This window comes from Microbispora sp. H10836 (assembly GCF_012999525.1).
In the GTDB taxonomy this organism is placed as follows: Bacteria; Actinomycetota; Actinomycetes; order Streptosporangiales; family Streptosporangiaceae; genus Microbispora.
This window is the reverse complement of the sequence record NZ_JABBWU010000004.1, coordinates 1-15937: the sequence shown is the minus strand read 5'-3', so window position 1 is coordinate 15937 and position 15937 is coordinate 1. Positions and strand designations below refer to the sequence as shown.

The window sequence follows — 15937 nt, the reverse complement described above, 5'->3', positions numbered from 1 at the left end:
ATACTAGAACAAAGCTCTACAAGAGGGTATGCGAGGGGTGGTCCCAACCTATCCGGCCAGGTAACGCTGCACGGTCGGGGCCAGCAGCGCGACGAGCTCCTCGATGTCGGCGGAGGCCATCGGTTCGAACCTGAGGATGTACCGCGTCATCACCACGCCGAACAACTGCGCGAAGGCGGCCTGCATCCGCAGCGGCGGAACGTCCAGCGCCTCGCCCACCCGGCCGAGGATGGCCGTCGTGAAGAACTCCCGCACCATGCCGACGGCCTGCTCGTTCACCATCGCCGTCCGCACCAGCCCCAGCAGCGGCTCTCTGGCCGCCGGATCCGCCGTCATCGTCAGGATGAAGCGGACGAGGCGCTCGCCGACCTCCTCACGCGGTCCCGACAGGATGAGGGGAAGCGCCGACGAGGGGTCCATCGGCAGCCGCATGGCCGCGACGAACATCCCCTCCTTACTGTCGAAGTAGTGGTGGACGAGAGCCGGATCCACACCGGCCTCCCGGGCGATGCCGCGGATCGTGGCCTTGTCGAACCCCTTCTCGGCGAAGACCCGGCGCGCCGCGGCCAGGATCTCGCCGCGCGTGTCCGCCGCACCCGGACGCCGGCCGGGCCGCCGTCCCGGTCGCCGCGTGCCGCCCGAGACCTCCGGCACATCTGTCGTCACATCGCTCCCCGCCGACCCTTGCGGCCCACCGCGAGATACACGCGCATGGGGACGGTCAGCCGCCCGTCGGGGAAGACCCGGCCGAGCTCCGCGCGCTCCCGGGCGAGCAGTTCCGTCGCCACACCGCCCTCCATGCTCGCGATGTACGAGTGGGAGCGCAGGTCGGTGAGGAAGTCCTCCAGCGGCACCGACCTGGTCCAGTCGACCCAGGTCTCGGCGACGGCGAGTCCCGACTCGGACATCGCCGCGGCCATCGGCGGCATGCTCCATCCGGGCAGCACGGGCCCGATGTAGCCGGGGCACGACTCGGCGAGCCGCACCTGGTTGGCCGCCAGCCAGTCCGCCTTGCCGGGGTCCACCGTGTTCCACCAGCCCGCGACCGCGCCGCCGTCGCCGATCGCCCGTACGGCCTCGGCCACCGACAGCGCGGGGTCCAGCCAGTGCCACGACTGGGCGTACGTCACCAGGTCGGCCGCGCCCGCGCGGAGGGGCAGGTCGTTCCCGTCGGCCAGCAACGCCGGGCAGTCCGTACGGACACGCAGGCGCGCCAGCATCCGCTCCCCGCGGTCCACGGCGACGACCCGGGCGCCGCGGTCGAGCAGGCCGCGGGTCGAGATGCCGGTGCCCGCTCCGACGTCGATCACGGTCGCCCCGGCGAGCCGGATCCCCGACAGGGTCTCCAGCGCCAGGTAGAGGGCCTCCGGGTAGTGCGGCCTGGCCGCGTCGTACTCCTGGGAGACGCGGTCGAAAACCCGATGGCTGTCGGCGAGTCGTTCGTTCATGAGGCCGTCGACGAGGCGGCGAAGTGGAGCCTCGCGAAGGCGAGCGCCTCGGTCAGGTCCTCGATGCGCTCGGAACGGCTCGTGGCCTTACGCGTGTTGATCTCCAGGACGACCAGCCCCTGGTACCCGTTGCCGGCCAGGCGCTCCAGGATCGGCGCGCAGGGCTGGGTCCCCCGGCCCGGCACCAGGTGCTCGTCCTTGTTGGTGGTGCCCACGCCGTCGGCCAGGTGCAGATGGGCCAGCCGGTCGCCCAGTTTGGTCGCCATCTCCATGGCGTCGGTGCCGGACACCGCCGTGTGGGACAGGTCGAGCGTCACGTCGGGGAAGTCGTAGTCGACGGGGTTCCAGTCCGGCGCGTACGGCACGACCTCGTTGCCCCTGGCCCGCAGCGGGAACATGTTCTCCACCGCGAAGACGACGTCGGTCTCCTCGCGCATCCGGGCCAGGCCCTTCTCGAACTCTCTCGCGTAGTCGCGCTGCCAGCGGAAGGGCGGGTGGACCACGACGGTCTGCGCGCCCAGCCGCTCGGCCGCCTCGCGGGCCCTGCGCAGCTTCATCCACGGGTCGCGGCCCCACACCCGCTGGGTCACCAGCAGACAGGGCGCGTGCACGGCCAGGATCGGAATCTGGTAGTGGTCGCGCAGCCGTTGGAGGACCTCGACGTCCTGACTGACCGGGTCCTGTCCAACCATGATCTCTACGCCGTCGTACCCGAGCCGGGCGGCCAGTTCGAAGGCGTCCGGCGTACGCTCCGGGTACACCGACGCGGTCGACAGCGCCACCTTGCCACTGGGCACGCGGATGTCACTCATGAGGCCAGCCTCCCCTGGCGGCCCCCGGGCACGTTCCAGTCCCGTGGCCGTGGCCGTCCGTTCGCTCCCTGCGCCCGTTCACGGATCCAGCCTAAGCCGCACCCGCGCCGTACGCCGCTTCGCCACAATCAACTACCCAAGGTCGCGAACTAATGTGGGCGCCATGGCACGGATCGTGAGCGGGGCGGTGCCCAGCCCGAACATCTGGAACACTCCCCAGATCTACGAGCTGGAGAACCTCGCCGTGGGACCCGCGGGCGCGGCCGAGGCGGCGATGCGGGCCGTACGGCCCTGGGACGGCGCGACGGTGGTCGAGATCGGCTGCGGCGCGGGCTTCCACCTGCCCGCGCTCGCCGCGTCCGCCGGGCGGGTCGTGGGCGTGGAGCCGCACGGCGGCCTGGCCGCCACGGCCGCCGCCCGCTGCGCGCCGCTGCCCAACGTCACGGTCCGTACGGGCACCGCCCAGGCGCTGCCCCTGCCCGACGCCTCGGCCGACGTGGCGATCGCGCGCTGGGCGTACTTCTTCGGGCCCGGCTGCGAGCCGGGGCTGCGCGAGCTGGGGCGGGTGCTGCGCCGGGGCGGCACGGCCTTCGTGGTGGACGTGGACGCCGCCCGCGGCGACTTCGGCCGCTGGTTCCGGCAGTCGCTGCCGTCGTACTCCCCCGACGCCGTGGAACGCTTCTGGTCCCGGCAGGGCTGGCGGCGCGAGGAGCTGGACCTGCGGATGACGTTCCGGTCCAGGGCCGACCTCGAGGCGGTGCTGCGCATCGAGTTCACGCCCGAGGTGGCCGCCGAGGCGCTGCGCGAGATCGACGGCCTGGAGATCGCCTACCCGAACGTCCTGCGCTGGCGGGAATTCTGAGCTCCACGCTTGACCTTGTCGTTGGCGTCAAGCTTTACCGTCGTGTCCCGTACGAGGGCCGCAGCGGGTGGACGAGGCCGAGGAGGGCCGATGCGGATCGGCGAGCTGGCCCGGCGCGCGGGAGTGAGCACCCGGGCGCTGCGCTACTACGAGCAGCGGGGGCTCATCCGGTCGCGCCGCTCGGCGAACGGATATCGCGAGTACGACGAGTCGGACGTCCGGATCGTCACCGAGATCCGAGGGCTGATGTCGGTCGGTTTCACGCTGGACGACGCCCGGCCGTTCGTGGACTGCCTGCGGTCCGGCCATCCGTCCGGGAGCTCCTGTCCCGAGTCGGTCGCGGTCTACCGGCGCAAGCTGGCCGAGATCGACGACCAGATCCGCGACCTGCTGGCCCGCCGGTCCGAGGTGGCCGCCCAGTTCGCCGAGGCGTGCCCCGGCTGCCTGTTGCCACGACGAGGAGAATCATGATCACGCTGACCGCGGAGAACTTCGACGAGCAGGTGCTGCGCAGCGACAAGCCGGTGCTGGTGGACTTCTGGACCGACTGGTGCCCGCCCTGCAAGATGATCGCCCCGATCCTCGAGGAGATCGCCGCCGAGTACGGCGACCGGCTGACGGTCGCCAAGATCAACGCCGACGAGCACCAGGAGATCGCGCAGCGCTACGACATCCTGGGCTTCCCCACGCTCAACCTCTATCGGAACGGCGAGGTGGTCCAGCAGATCAGGGGCGCCAAGCCGAAGCGCCTGCTGCTCGCCGACCTCGCGGGCCACTTCTAGCCCGGCCTCCTCCTTTACCGAGAGCCGCTTATATAAGCATTGACTTCTATAAGCGGCTCTCGGCATAGTGGGCGCGTGCACGCATTCGACGCGCTGGGGGATCCGGTGCGACGCCGAATCCTGGAGCTGCTCTCGCGGGGCGAGCAGACGTCGGGCGCGCTGACCTCGGTCATCCGCGCCGAGTTCGGGATCACACAGCCGGCGGTCTCCCAGCACCTGCGGGTGCTCCGCGAGTCCGGGCTCACGTCCGTACGGGCCGAGGGCACCCGGCGGCTGTACGCCGTCGACCCCGCGCCCCTGCGGGAGGTCGACGCATGGCTGGAGCGGTTCCGCGGCTTCTGGGAGCAGCGGCTCGACGCGCTCGGGACCGAGCTGGCGCGGGGAAAACGGGAGCGGCGGCTCAGCGGCGGGGATGCCCACCACACAGCCCACGACACAGCCCACGACGGGCGGACCGACGAGGAAGAGCGGCCATGAGCGACTACACCGAAATGATCAACCGAGCCCACCGCACGGTCGGCAGGCGCGACCTGCCGGAGGGTGAGGCCCGCACGGTGCTGCTGCGGCGCACCTACGACACCGGCGTCGAGGACGTCTGGGACGCCTGCACCGACCCCGAGCGGATCGGCCGCTGGTTCCTCCCGGTGAGCGGCGAACTGAAGCTCGGCGGGCACTACCAGCTCCAGGGCAACGCGGGCGGGGAGATCCTGGCCTGCGAGCCGCCGCGGCTGCTGCGGGTGAGCTGGCTGTTCGGCGAGAACCCCGGCTTCAGCGAGGTCGAGGTGCGGCTGAGCGCCGAGGGCGACGAGCGCACCGTGTTCGAGCTGGAGCACGTCGCCGTGGTGCCGCCGGAGTTCTGGGACCGGTTCGGGCCGGGGGCCACGGGCGTCGGCTGGGACCTGGCACTGCTCGGTCTCGGGCTGCATCTGCGCGGCGAGATGATGGACGACCCCTCGGCGTGGGAGCAGTCGGAGGAGGCACGGGAGCTCATGAGGCTCAGCAGCGACCTGTGGGGCGAGGCATACCGGGCCTCCGGCGCGCCGGAGGACGTGGTGGCCACCGCGGTCGCCGGCACCACCGGCTTCTACGTGCCGGAGAAGCCGGAGAAGCCGGAGAACTAGACGGATTGTCGGCGGCGGCCGGTAACCTCCGGCACGTGAGCAAGGCAGCGAAACCGGCGTACCGGTGCGGCGAGTGCGGCTGGACCACGGTCAAGTGGGTCGGCAGGTGCGGGGAGTGCCAGGCGTGGGGCACAGTCGAGGAGGCCGGGGCACGGCAGGGCGTCCACGTCGTCAAGCCGGGCGCGGTCTCCGCCCCCGCCGTCCCGATCGGCCAGGTGAAGGCCGAGTCCGTCAGCGCGCGGACGACCGGGGTGCCCGAGCTCGACCGCGTGCTCGGCGGCGGCCTCGTCCCGGGCGCGGCCGTGCTCCTCGCGGGAGAGCCCGGCATCGGGAAGTCGACGCTGCTCCTGGAGGCCGCCGCCCGCACCGCCCGGGGCGAGACCGTCCTGTACGTGACCGGTGAGGAGTCGGCCGCCCAGGTGCGCATGCGGGCCGACCGCATCGGAGCGATCGAGGACAGGCTCTACCTGGCTGCGGAGACCGACCTGTCCGCCCTGGTGGCGCACGTCGAGAAGGTGCAGCCGAGCCTGCTCATCGTCGACTCGGTGCAGACGATCGGCTCGGCCGACGCGACCGGAGTGCCCGGCGGCGTGACCCAGGTCAGGGAGGTCGCCGGCAACCTGGTGCGCCTCGCCAAGGAACGGGCCATGTCCACGGTGCTCGTGGGCCACGTGACCAAGGACGGCACGATCGCCGGGCCCCGGGTGCTTGAACACCTGGTCGACGTCGTGCTCCACTTCGAGGGCGACCGCAACTCACGGCTGCGCTTGGTGCGCGCGGTGAAGAACCGGTTCGGCCCGATCGACGAGGTGGGCTGCTTCGACCTGCACGAGCGCGGCATCACCGGGATCACCGATCCGAGCGGGCTGTTCGTCTCCCGCCATCCCGAGCCGGTGCCGGGCACCTGCGTCACCGTGACCATCGAGGGCACCCGGCCGATTCCCGCCGAACTGCAGGCCCTGGTCGGCCCGACCGAGGCTCCCCAGCCCCGCCGCACCTCCTCCGGCCTCGACTCCTACCGGGTGGCGATGGTGCTCGCCGTCATGGAGCGGCGGCTCCACGCCAAGATCGGCAAGTGCGACGTCTTCACGGCGACGGTGGGCGGGATCCGCCTGACCGACCCCGCCGTGGACCTGGCGCTGATGCTGTCGGTCGTGAGCGCGGCCGGCGACCAGGCACTGCCCGCCGGGCTCGTCGCGCTGGGCGAGGTCGGCCTGGCTGGCGAGCTGCGGCCCGTGCGGGAGGTGCGGCGGCGGCTCGCCGAGGCGGCCCGGCTCGGCTTCACCAGGGCGCTGGTGCCCTCCGGCTCGCTCGAAGAGGAAGGCCCCCGCCTGGAGGCGTCGGCGAGCCGGGGCCGCCTCGTGGCGTTGCGCTCACCGGCCGGCCGTACGACGCCGTTCGCGCCGGGCTTCGAGGTTACCGAGGTGGAGAACGTGTGGGACGCGCTCAACCTCATGCGGTGAGCGCCGTGATCGGCAGTGACGCCGGTGAGCACGGCGTGACGCCGGTAAGCTCTGTTGCCTGCCCGTCGGCCGTGGTCTCGCCCCCGCGTCCCGAGGGGCTTTCACAGGGCCGTCCGCGGAGCGCCTCGCGGACCTCGCCACGACAAGGGATCGGTAGGACGACGATCTGACGGATACGACCGGGCGAGCCCACTGGGGTGCATGTGCTGGACAACGACAAGGCGATCGACGACCGCAGAAGGGCCGTGCTCGCCTCGCTCGCCCCGGGGACGGCGCTGCGTGACGGCCTGGAGCGCATCCTGCGCGGCCACACCGGCGGCCTGATCGTCCTCGGGTACGACCGCACGGTCGAGGACATCTGCACCGGCGGCTTCACGCTCGACGTCGAGTTCTCCGCGACCCGCCTGCGCGAGCTGGCCAAGATGGACGGCGCGATCGTGCTCGACACGGCCCACCTCAGGATCGTGCGGGCCGCCGTGCACCTCGTGCCCGACCCGGCCATCCCCACCGACGAGTCCGGCACCCGGCACCGTACGGCGCAGCGGGTGGCCAGGCAGACCTCGCTCCCGGTCATCGCGATCAGCAAGTCGATGCGGATCATCGCGCTCTACCTCGACGGCATCCGTCACGTGCTGGAGGAGTCGGCCGCGATCCTGTCCAAGGCCAACCAGGCCCTGGCGACGCTCGAACGCTACAAGAAGCGGCTCGACGAGGTCTCCGGCAACCTGTCGGCCCTGGAGATCGAGGACCTCGTCACGGTCCGCGACGTGGCCGTCGTCGTGCAGCGCCTGGAGATGGTCCGCCGCATCGCCCGTGAGATCGAGGGATACGTCGTCGAGCTCGGCACCGACGGGCGGCTGCTGTCCCTGCAGCTCGACGAGTTGTTCGCCGGCGTGGAGACCGACCGCGTGCAGATCATCCGCGACTACGCGCCCGGCTCGCTCGGCGCCCGGCCGTACGGGGACGCCGACGCCATGCGGGAGCTGGACGAGCTGTCCTCCGGCGACCTGCTCGACCTGTCGAAGGTGGCCCAGATCCTCGGCCACCACGGCGGCGACGCGCTCGACACGCCGGTCAGCCCGCGCGGCTTCCGGCTGCTCACCAAGGTCCCCCGCCTGCCCGGGGCGATCGTCGACCGGCTCGTGAGCCACTTCGGCGGCCTGCAGAAGCTGCTCGCGGCAAGCACCGACGACCTCCAGGCCGTCGGCGGCGTGGGCGAGACCCGGGCGCGCAGCGTCCGCGAGGGCCTGTCCCGGCTCGCCGAGTCGTCCATCCTGGAGCGCTATCTCTGATCGATGCGCGGCAGGTCGACCCGATGACCTGCCGGAGCGGCTGAGGAGCGCTCGGTCACGGCGTAGCGGGGCGAGCACGAGGACGGGAAGGTCCTCGACGTTCATGATTCAGGGGGTGAACAGCTTCCAGTGCCCCTCGGAGACGACCTCGACATGACCGTCGATTACCTTGATGGCGGTCTCATCGTCGATCGCATACGCCCGATTCGGGATGCCGGCCGCCCATCTTTCCGCCTCGGCCATGGTGTTCTCCGGCAGGAGTTCGTGATCCAGGTGCGGGAAGATCGAGAAGTCGACGACGCCCAGGGTGCTGTCGTCACCGGAGGGCGGCTTCCACTGGACGAAGTCCTCCCCGATACGGGGGGTCATCACCATGCTCCCGGCGCTCAGTCCCGCCCAGACCGTCTCGCTCAGCGACGGCAAGAGATCCGCCAGCCCGGACTGCCGCATCCAGTGACACAGGTAGAGCGCATCGCCGCCGTTCACCAGCAGGACGTCCGCCTCCCGGACCCAGGGGACCCAGCGCTCTTCACCGATGCTAGGCAGCGCGGTGAGCTCCAGCACTCCCACGGACTTCCACCCCAGCTCGCACATGGGCAGGGCGGACTTCCCACTGATGAAACGCCATGCGCCGACAGGAGTGACCTGGGGGTGCCCGTATGCCGCGGTGGGGATGCAGAGGGCGTTGGACTCGGCGATCGGCTTGCCCAGGAGGTCGACCAGCGCGTTGTGGATGCTCGCGTTCGCGATGCCGGCGGATGTGAGAAGAAGCCGCATGATGCCCTTTCCTGAGCGCTCTGTCGCTGCCCTGCGTCAGAAGCGGTAGTTGGTCTGGCCGAACGGGTCGCCCTTGGCGTGGCCGTACGCCTTGTCCGGTCTGACCTCGAAGACCACGACCTGGGTATCGGAGCTCTCGGAGTCCACGGCACCGTTCTGGACGTCGAGCAGCCAGCGGCCGTCCCAGCGACCGCGATACAGCTCGGCGAGCCGCCGCAGCAGAGCGTCGTCGGTCACGGGCGCGGCGGTCCCCTCCACGACGACGTCGAGGCCGCGGTCCCAGGCGGTGTCGCCGGCAAGCACGAGCACGTGTGGATTGGCCTGGAGGTTGTCGTACTTCACCTCCGTGCTGCCGGTGTGGAAGTAGACCTTCCCCTCATGGACCACCGGGACCATCGGCGTCGTGTGAGGACGGCCGTCCGGCCGTACGGTCACAATCCAGGCGACCTCCGCCGCGGCCAGCCTCGCCTCGGCGTCGGTCCACGGGACCGCCTCGGCCCGCTCGTCGCTGTAGCGCCGGTCGATACGCTCGCGCGTCGGTCGCACCACGCCTCCAGAAACTGATTGCAGTATGCAAGTTGTTGGGTGACGTTAACACGACCGGTTGCGAAGTGCAATCAGATTCGATGGCTGAGGCACGAGACCCTGATCCGCTACAGCCCACCGAGGTGGGCGTGCAGCTCATGCCGGCGATGGCGGCTCGCGGGGGCGGCAGCCCGCCCCCCGCCATGACGCCCGTCTTTCAGCGTCCGCCTCTCAGTGCCCTCTCTCAGCGCAGGTGAAAGACGATCTTCGGGCTCTTGAGCCGGCCCGCGTGCGCCGTCGCGACGTACGTCCCGGGGTCGGCGGGCGACCGCTTGCCCGCGCACGTGCTCCCCGAGCGGTGGCGGTCCCATCGGATGTTCTGGACATAGGGGATGCCGCGTTGCAGCAACTGCCTGTCCACGCCGTCGCCCGCCACGCAGTCGGCCGTCGACCACACGCGCTCGCCGCCCGACAGCACCCGCATCTCCAGCGTGCGCGGCCCGACGTCGACGGTGCACTCGACCTTGCCCGTGCTCACGACCGTCAGCAGGAAGTTCGGCGTGACGCCCTTGCCGTACACGTCCTGGCCGGTCTGCAGCGCGAGCACGAGGTCCCTCTCGTCGCAGGGGTCGCCCGGGCGCCGGGGTTTGCCGGGCGAGGGCGAGACGCCCGCGGAGGCGGACGGTGACGGTTGCCCCGGCACGGCGGCGGAGGCGGCGGGCGTCTTCGGAGCCAGGCCGGCGGGCAACGAGACGACCAGCCGGTCGGACGGGGTCGCCCTGACGGCCGCGGCGGTCTCGTCCGACCGTCCTGAGGCGCTGCTGCACGCCCATGCCACGACCGCCACCACGACGAGCATCCCCGTGAGCACCGACACACGGCGGCGCCAGTAGACGTCCGCCCCCTCGACACCCACGTCGCCACGGAATGTGTCCGGATCCATACGGACAGTATGGAGAGCCCTGGCGGGTCAGAGGGAACGGCTCGCTGAACCTTGCCCTTTCCCAGGTCGGAGCCTCGCCGGACCTTTGCGCAATCAGGCGCCCCGTTCCAGCCCGGTGCGGCCCGGTGCGGCCCGGTACAGTCGGTGCGTGTCCGCCTCCCTGCGTGAGCCCATCCTCGACTGGTACGCCGAGCACAACCGCGACCTGCCCTGGCGGCGGCCCGACGCGACCCCGTGGGGCATCCTGGTGAGCGAGATCATGCTCCAGCAGACGCCCGTCGCCCGGGTGCTGCCGATCTGGACCGAGTGGATGGAGCGCTGGCCCACCCCGGAGGCGCTCGGGAAGGAGTCCCCCGGCGAGGCCGTACGCCGCTGGGGGCGGCTCGGCTATCCGCGCAGGGCGCTCAACCTCCACGCGTGTGCCCGGGCCATCACGGCCGACCACGCCGGCCGCGTGCCGTCCACGTACGACGAGCTGCGGGCACTGCCCGGGATCGGCGACTACACGGCGGCGGCCGTGGCCAGCTTCGCGTACGGCGGCAGCCACGCGGTGCTCGACACGAACGTGCGGCGGGTGCTGGCAAGGACGGTGCGCGGCGAGGAGTACCCGCCGAAGGCGCCGACGGCGGCCGAGCGGCGGCTCGCGGAGTCGCTCGTGCCCCCGGTCGGCGCGCCACGCTGGGCCGTGGCCGTGATGGAGCTGGGCGCGCTGGTGTGCACGGCCAGGGCGCCCCGCTGCGAGCGCTGCCCGGTCACCGCGCAGTGCGCCTGGCGGCTGGCCGGGCGCCCGGCCCACGACGGCCCGGCGCGCCAGGGCCAGACGTACGCGGGGACCGACCGGCAGTGCCGCGGACGCCTGCTCGCCGTGCTCCGCGAGGCGCACGGACCGGTTCCCAAGGAGGCGCTCGACGCGGTCTGGGCCGACCACGTGCAGCGCGAGCGCGCGCTGGACGGCCTGCTGGACGACGGCCTGGCCGAGGTCCTTCCCGACGGCACCTACCAGCTTCCCTCCTGACCCCGGCCGTCCGGGAGGCGGGGCACGGCGCCCTGCTCGGCGCTCCGGAGGAGCCGCCTGCCCGCCGGAAGTGAACCGGGCCGATCATCATCCCTGCGCGCCGCAGCCCTTACCGGGCACCGCGGAAGAAGCCGGCGGGAATGAGGGTGACCGGTCGGACAGTGCTTGTGTGTGGACATGTCACTGCGCGCCCGGATACGTGACGGCGATGCCGAGGCGTTCGAGGCGCTCTTCGAGGAGATGGCCCGGCCGGTGTTCAGCCACGCCTTACGGCTGACCGGGAACTGGTCGGCCGCAGAGGACGTGCTGTCGCTGACCTTTCTGGAGGCGTGGCGGCTGCGAGATCGGCTCGACGCCGACGGCGGGTCCCTGCGGCCATGGGTGCTGGGGATCGCGACCAACGTGGCGCGGAATCTGCGCCGGGCCGCGAGGCGGTACGACGACGCGCTGGCCAGGATGCCCAGAGGCCATCCCGTCCCCGACTTCACCGACGAGCTCATCGACCGCATTCACGCTGCCGAGCGGCTGGCCGCGATCCAGGAGGCATTCGGCTCGCTACGCCGCCAGGAGCAGGAGGTGTTCGCGCTCTGCGTGTGGTCGGAGCTCGACCATGCCGAGGCGGCCCAGGCGCTGGGCGTCGCCGTGGGGACCGTCAGGTCCCGTCTGTCCAGGGCGCGCAAGAAGCTGGAGAAACTCGCCGCGGAACGGCAACGGGCCTCCGTGCGGCGACAGGTAAAGGGTGACCACGACAGCGTGGTCCGGTCCGTACGGGAGGAGAACCCATGAACAAGGGTGAGCGCGAGGCGCTGGCCGGGTTGCTGCCGTTCGAGGTGGAACCACGACTCCCGAACGGCCGCCACCGCGTACTCAAGGAGTTCGTCATGTCGGAAATCCGCAGGTCGGCGGGGTGCCCCCGGCGACGCCCGCTCCGCCCCGCCCTTTTGGCCCCCGCGCTGGCCCTGGGCGTCGCAGTGGCCGTGGGCGTTCCGGCGCTCCTCGGCGGCGGCACGCCCGCGTACGCCGTGTCGAAGAACGCCGACGGGACGCTCACCATCACCATCAACCAGGCGAAGGACCCCGAGCCGCTGGAGGCCACGCTCCGCGGCATGGGGGTGAACGCGGTCGTCGACTACATCCCCATAGGAAAGCGATGCTCGCCTCAGCCCCGCAGCACGAGCTTCCTGTCCCGGCAGGAGGCACAGCACCCTGCCGACGGCAGGCCGTTCCTGATCTGGCCGGCCGACGAGCCGGAGTTCCGCATCGACCCGGCCGCGGTCAAGCCCGGGCAGACGGCGGTGCTGGAGTTCAGCGTCTCCGCCGACGAGAAGACCGCCGGCATCTGGGCGAACATCTCCAACGGGCCCGTCGCGCCCTGCACGCTCGTGGACAGCGACGAGGCACCGCTCGGCCCCCCACCCGGCTGGGACGGCTGACCGACGTCGCGGCACCGGGGCGGCGGCGAAGGCGGCCGCCCCGGTGCCGCACCGCACAGTGGCCCCCGCGACCCGCTCGTCGCGGACGCTCCGGGGGCGCCTGTCAGGCGGCGAGCTTGAGGCCGAGCGCGGTGAGGTTGCGGCGGGTCCAGTCGAGATCGTCGGCGAGCTTCGCCACCAGCGCGGCCGGCCCCTTCGTCTTGGGGGCGGTCCCGTCGTGGGCCTCCACCTCGATGTGCGCGGTGCCGTTCACCGCCCCGGACAGGATCGCGGCGAGCGTGTCGGCGATCACCGGCTGGGTGCTGGGGATCTCCTGGCTGTGGTTGTGCACGTGGTTCAACCTGACCACGGGAGCCCCGGCGAGAGCCAGCCCGCGCAGCGCCGCGTCCGGCTCTTCTGCCCCGCAGGACAGGTGGCAGGCGTCGAGGCAGACGCCGAGGTGATCGGAGTCGATGTCGCAGACCCGCTCCAGGGCCTGCTCGGTGGTCTCCAGGACGCAGCCGGGCCAGGGCTCGAAGCCGACCCTGATCGTCTTTCCGGTGACGCTGTAGAGGCCGCGAAGCTCACGCGACAGCCGGTCGAGCCGGCGGGAGGCGATCGAGTGCAGGTCGGCGGGCCAGTCGCGGCGCCAGCCGATCGGGATGGTGGAGATGCTGCCCAACTGCACGTCATCCGGCAGCAGGAACGCGAGGATCTTCGCCAGCGCCATGGTGTAGCGGTAGCGCTCGGGCTTGGCCCAGTCGGGTCCCGGGACCTCCTGGTTGCGCCCGCCGGTGCCGTTCAGGCTCACACACTCCAGGCCGCGCTCCTCCAGCGACCGGCGCAGCCGTACGAGCTCGATGCGATCGGCGATGAGATGGTCCGCCACGGCGGGGGCGAGCCACAGGCCGATCCCCAGCCGGTCGACTCCCAGCTTCCTGCGCACCGGCACGGCGTAGCGCGTGAGGTGGGCGATCAGGTTCTCCAGATCCTCGGCGGGATGTACGCCCGCGTTGTAGGCCAGGTGAACCAGCGTCCCGTCGTCGTGCAACAGGCGCATCAGCTGCCTCCAAGGCTTGTGCACTTCCGGACCGCTATTTCGCCCACAGGGCGTGTCCCGACCGCACGGGACTCCGGTCCTCCTACCACCGGGATCTCGCCCGGGTGGACCGAGCTTCCCCCGTGCGCCCGGTCCGGCGCGTCCGCCCCGCAGCGGATTGTCCGGTACGCCGCGGGGATGACATGCCTGTCCCCACGCGTTCGCGGCATGCCGGACGCGCGGCTGACTCTACACAGTGTAGTACTACGTTTGGTGGCGTGATACCGGTTCTCGCTTTTCGGGACCCGGGCGATCGCACACGGTAGGCCGGAAAACGACCGAGGGGCGCTCCGTGCGGAGCGCCCCTCAGGTAGAACGGGTTATCGCGGACCGATCAGTGCTGGATCGCCTCCGCGATCGAGGCCGCCGAGTCCGGGACCGACGGGCTCTTCGCCTCGCCGGCGAAGGTGAACTTGGCCGCGTCGCCTTCGCCCTCGATGTCGATCTTGACGACCTGGCCGGGCCGCAGCTCGCCGTAGAGGATCTTCTCCGACAGCGTGTCCTCCAGCTCCCGCTGGATGGTCCGGCGCAGCGGGCGGGCGCCCATGACCGGGTCGTACCCGCGGTCGGCCAGCAGCTGCTTGGCGGCCGGGGTCAGCTCCAGGCCCATGTCGCGGTCCTTCAGGCGCTCGGCCACCTGGGCGAGCATCAGGTCCACGATCTGGATGATCTCCTTGGGCGTCAGCTGGTGGAAGACCACGATGTCGTCGACACGGTTGAGGAACTCGGGCCGGAAGTGCTGCTTGAGCTCCTCCTGCACCTTGGCCTTCATCCGGTCGTAGTTCGACTCGGTGTCGTTGGCGCGGGCGAACCCGACCCCGATGCCCTTGGAGATGTCCCGGGTGCCGAGGTTGGTCGTCATGATGATGACGGTGTTCTTGAAGTCCACCACCCGGCCCTGGGCGTCGGTCAGCCGACCGTCCTCCAGGATCTGCAGCAGCGAGTTGAAGATGTCGGGGTGGGCCTTCTCGATCTCGTCGAACAGCACGACCGAGAACGGCTTGCGCCGCACCTTCTCGGTCAGCTGACCACCCTCCTCGTACCCGACGTAACCGGGCGGGGAGCCGAACAGCCGCGAGACGGTGTGCTTCTCCATGAACTCGGACATGTCGAGCATGATCAGCGCGTCTTCGTCGCCGAACAGGAACTCCGCCAGCGCCTTGGACAGCTCGGTCTTACCGACACCCGACGGGCCGGCGAAGATGAACGACCCGCCCGGACGGCGCGGGTCCTTCAGGCCGGCGCGCGTGCGGCGGATCGACCGCGAGAGCCCCTTGATCGCGTCGTCCTGACCGATGATCCGCTTGTGCAGCTCGTCTTCCATCCGCAGCAGCCGCTGGGACTCCTCCTCGGTCAGCTTGAACACCGGGATACCGGTGGCGGTGGCCAGGACCTCGGCGATGAGCTCCTCGGTCACCTCGGCCACGACATCCATGTCGCCGGCCTTCCACTCCTTCTCCCGCCGCTCCCGCTTCAGCTGCAGCTGCTTTTCCTGATCACGCAACGCCGCGGCCTTCTCGAAGTCCTGCGCGTCGATCGCGGACTCCTTCTCCCGCCGCACGTTCGCGATCTTCTCGTCGTACTCCCGCAGGTCCGGCGGCGCCGTCATCCGGCGGATCCGCATCCGGGAGCCCGCCTCGTCGATCAGGTCGATCGCCTTGTCCGGCAGGAACCGGTCACTGATGTAACGGTCGGCGAGGGTGGCGGCCGCGACGAGGGCCCCGTCGGTGATCGACACCCGGTGATGCGCCTCATACCGGTCCCGCAGACCCTTGAGGATCTCGATCGTGTGCGACAGCGACGGCTCGGCCACCTGGATCGGCTGGAACCGCCGCTCCAGCGCGGCGTCCTTCTCCAGGTGCTTGCGGTACTCGTCGAGAGTGGTGGCGCCGATGGTCTGCAGCTCGCCGCGGGCCAGCATCGGCTTGAGGATGCTCGCGGCGTCGATGGCGCCCTCGGCGGCGCCCGCACCGACCAGCGTGTGCAGCTCGTCGATGAACAAGATGATGTCGCCCCGGGTACGGATCTCCTTGAGCACCTTCTTCAGGCGCTCTTCGAAGTCACCGCGGTAGCGGGAACCGGCCACCAGCGCACCCAGATCCAGGGTGTAGAGCTGCTTGTCCTTCAGCGTCTCGGGCACCTCACCCTTGACGATCTTCTGCGACAACCCCTCCACCACGGCGGTCTTGCCCACACCGGGCTCACCCACCAGCACCGGGTTGTTCTTCGTCCGGCGGGACAACACCTGCATGACCCGCTCGATCTCCTTGTCCCGGCCGATCACCGGGTCGAGCTTGCCCTCCCGCGCGGCCTGCGTCAGGTTCCGCCCGAACTGATCCAGCACAAGCGACGTCGACGGCGCCGACTCCTGCGGCCCGCCCGCCGC

The 15937-nt window shown here is 71.0% G+C and carries 18 protein-coding genes; 10 read left to right on the top strand and 8 right to left on the bottom strand.

The window, feature by feature from the left end:
- Positions 1–48: 48 nt before the first annotated feature.
- Genes HHX30_RS09630 through HHX30_RS09620 form a run of 3 tightly spaced genes read right to left on the bottom strand, consistent with a single transcriptional unit; the run spans position 49 to position 2260 of the window.
- Entirely contained in the window at positions 49–666 is a 618-nt protein-coding gene (locus HHX30_RS09630) for a TetR family transcriptional regulator (RefSeq protein ID WP_311922246.1), read from the bottom strand.
- Positions 663–1448: a class I SAM-dependent methyltransferase gene (locus HHX30_RS09625; protein ID WP_169981553.1), complete on the bottom strand. Its 786-nt coding sequence runs from the start codon at positions 1446–1448 to the stop codon at positions 663–665. Before HHX30_RS09625 ends, HHX30_RS09630 begins: the two co-directional genes overlap by 4 nt.
- A complete protein-coding gene (locus HHX30_RS09620; protein ID WP_169981552.1) occupies positions 1445–2260 on the bottom strand; it encodes a sugar phosphate isomerase/epimerase in 816 nt (271 codons plus the stop codon). The genes HHX30_RS09625 and HHX30_RS09620 overlap by 4 nt, the downstream gene beginning before the upstream one ends.
- A 163-nt stretch (positions 2261–2423) precedes the next feature.
- Between HHX30_RS09620 and HHX30_RS09615 the strand changes: the two genes are divergently transcribed.
- The 7 genes from HHX30_RS09615 (at position 2424) to disA (ending at position 7780) form a co-directional block, all read left to right on the top strand.
- Positions 2424–3122 carry a class I SAM-dependent methyltransferase gene (locus tag HHX30_RS09615; RefSeq protein WP_169981551.1) on the top strand — a complete coding sequence of 233 codons (699 nt, stop codon included), beginning with the start codon at positions 2424–2426 and terminating at the stop codon, positions 3120–3122.
- Between the two features lie 90 nt (positions 3123–3212).
- Positions 3213–3593 (top strand): MerR family transcriptional regulator, encoded by a 381-nt coding sequence (locus HHX30_RS09610; RefSeq protein ID WP_169981550.1) that lies wholly within the window; start codon positions 3213–3215, stop codon positions 3591–3593.
- Positions 3590–3904 (top strand): thioredoxin, encoded by a 315-nt coding sequence (gene trxA / locus HHX30_RS09605; RefSeq protein WP_169981549.1) that lies wholly within the window; start codon positions 3590–3592, stop codon positions 3902–3904. The genes HHX30_RS09610 and trxA overlap by 4 nt, the downstream gene beginning before the upstream one ends.
- A gap of 75 nt (positions 3905–3979) precedes the next feature.
- On the top strand, positions 3980–4381 hold the full coding sequence (locus HHX30_RS09600) for a helix-turn-helix transcriptional regulator (protein WP_169981548.1): 402 nt from the start codon (positions 3980–3982) through the stop codon (positions 4379–4381).
- Positions 4378–5025: an SRPBCC family protein gene (locus HHX30_RS09595; protein ID WP_169981547.1), complete on the top strand. Its 648-nt coding sequence runs from the start codon at positions 4378–4380 to the stop codon at positions 5023–5025. Before HHX30_RS09600 ends, HHX30_RS09595 begins: the two co-directional genes overlap by 4 nt.
- A gap of 35 nt (positions 5026–5060) precedes the next feature.
- Complete coding sequence (radA, locus tag HHX30_RS09590) at positions 5061–6488, top strand: DNA repair protein RadA (protein WP_169981546.1); 1428 nt, start codon at positions 5061–5063, stop codon at positions 6486–6488.
- Positions 6489–6691: 203 nt separating this feature from the next.
- Positions 6692–7780, top strand: coding sequence for a DNA integrity scanning diadenylate cyclase DisA (gene disA / locus HHX30_RS09585; protein ID WP_169981545.1), 1089 nt, complete (start codon positions 6692–6694; stop codon positions 7778–7780).
- A gap of 108 nt (positions 7781–7888) precedes the next feature.
- On the opposite strand, the gene HHX30_RS09580 is transcribed toward disA, so the two are convergent.
- The 3 genes from HHX30_RS09580 to HHX30_RS09570 form a co-directional block, all read right to left on the bottom strand.
- Positions 7889–8557, bottom strand: a complete 669-nt coding sequence (locus tag HHX30_RS09580) for a Type 1 glutamine amidotransferase-like domain-containing protein (RefSeq protein WP_169981544.1) — start codon at positions 8555–8557, stop codon at positions 7889–7891.
- Positions 8558–8593: 36 nt separating this feature from the next.
- Complete coding sequence (locus HHX30_RS09575; protein WP_311922242.1) at positions 8594–9103, bottom strand: pyridoxamine 5'-phosphate oxidase family protein; 510 nt, start codon at positions 9101–9103, stop codon at positions 8594–8596.
- 223 nt (positions 9104–9326) lie between these two features.
- On the bottom strand, positions 9327–10025 hold the full coding sequence (locus HHX30_RS09570; protein WP_169981542.1) for a hypothetical protein: 699 nt from the start codon (positions 10023–10025) through the stop codon (positions 9327–9329).
- 148 nt (positions 10026–10173) lie between these two features.
- Between HHX30_RS09570 and HHX30_RS09565 the strand changes: the two genes are divergently transcribed.
- The 3 genes from HHX30_RS09565 to HHX30_RS09555 all read left to right on the top strand — a co-directional run bounded on the left by HHX30_RS09565 (position 10174) and on the right by HHX30_RS09555 (position 12473).
- A complete protein-coding gene (locus HHX30_RS09565) occupies positions 10174–11040 on the top strand; it encodes an A/G-specific adenine glycosylase (RefSeq protein WP_169981541.1) in 867 nt (288 codons plus the stop codon).
- Between the two features lie 177 nt (positions 11041–11217).
- Positions 11218–11826 (top strand): RNA polymerase sigma factor, encoded by a 609-nt coding sequence (locus HHX30_RS09560; RefSeq protein ID WP_169981850.1) that lies wholly within the window; start codon positions 11218–11220, stop codon positions 11824–11826.
- Positions 11823–12473: a hypothetical protein gene (locus HHX30_RS09555; protein ID WP_169981540.1), complete on the top strand. Its 651-nt coding sequence runs from the start codon at positions 11823–11825 to the stop codon at positions 12471–12473. Before HHX30_RS09560 ends, HHX30_RS09555 begins: the two co-directional genes overlap by 4 nt.
- Before the next feature lie 103 nt (positions 12474–12576).
- Here HHX30_RS09555 and HHX30_RS09550 read toward each other — a convergent pair whose 3' ends face one another.
- Both HHX30_RS09550 and HHX30_RS09545 read right to left on the bottom strand, forming a co-directional pair.
- Positions 12577–13512, bottom strand: a complete 936-nt coding sequence (locus tag HHX30_RS09550; protein ID WP_169981539.1) for a TIM barrel protein — start codon at positions 13510–13512, stop codon at positions 12577–12579.
- Between the two features lie 373 nt (positions 13513–13885).
- A partial coding sequence (locus HHX30_RS09545; protein WP_169981538.1) for an ATP-dependent Clp protease ATP-binding subunit occupies positions 13886–15937 on the bottom strand: 2052 nt, incomplete at its 5' end.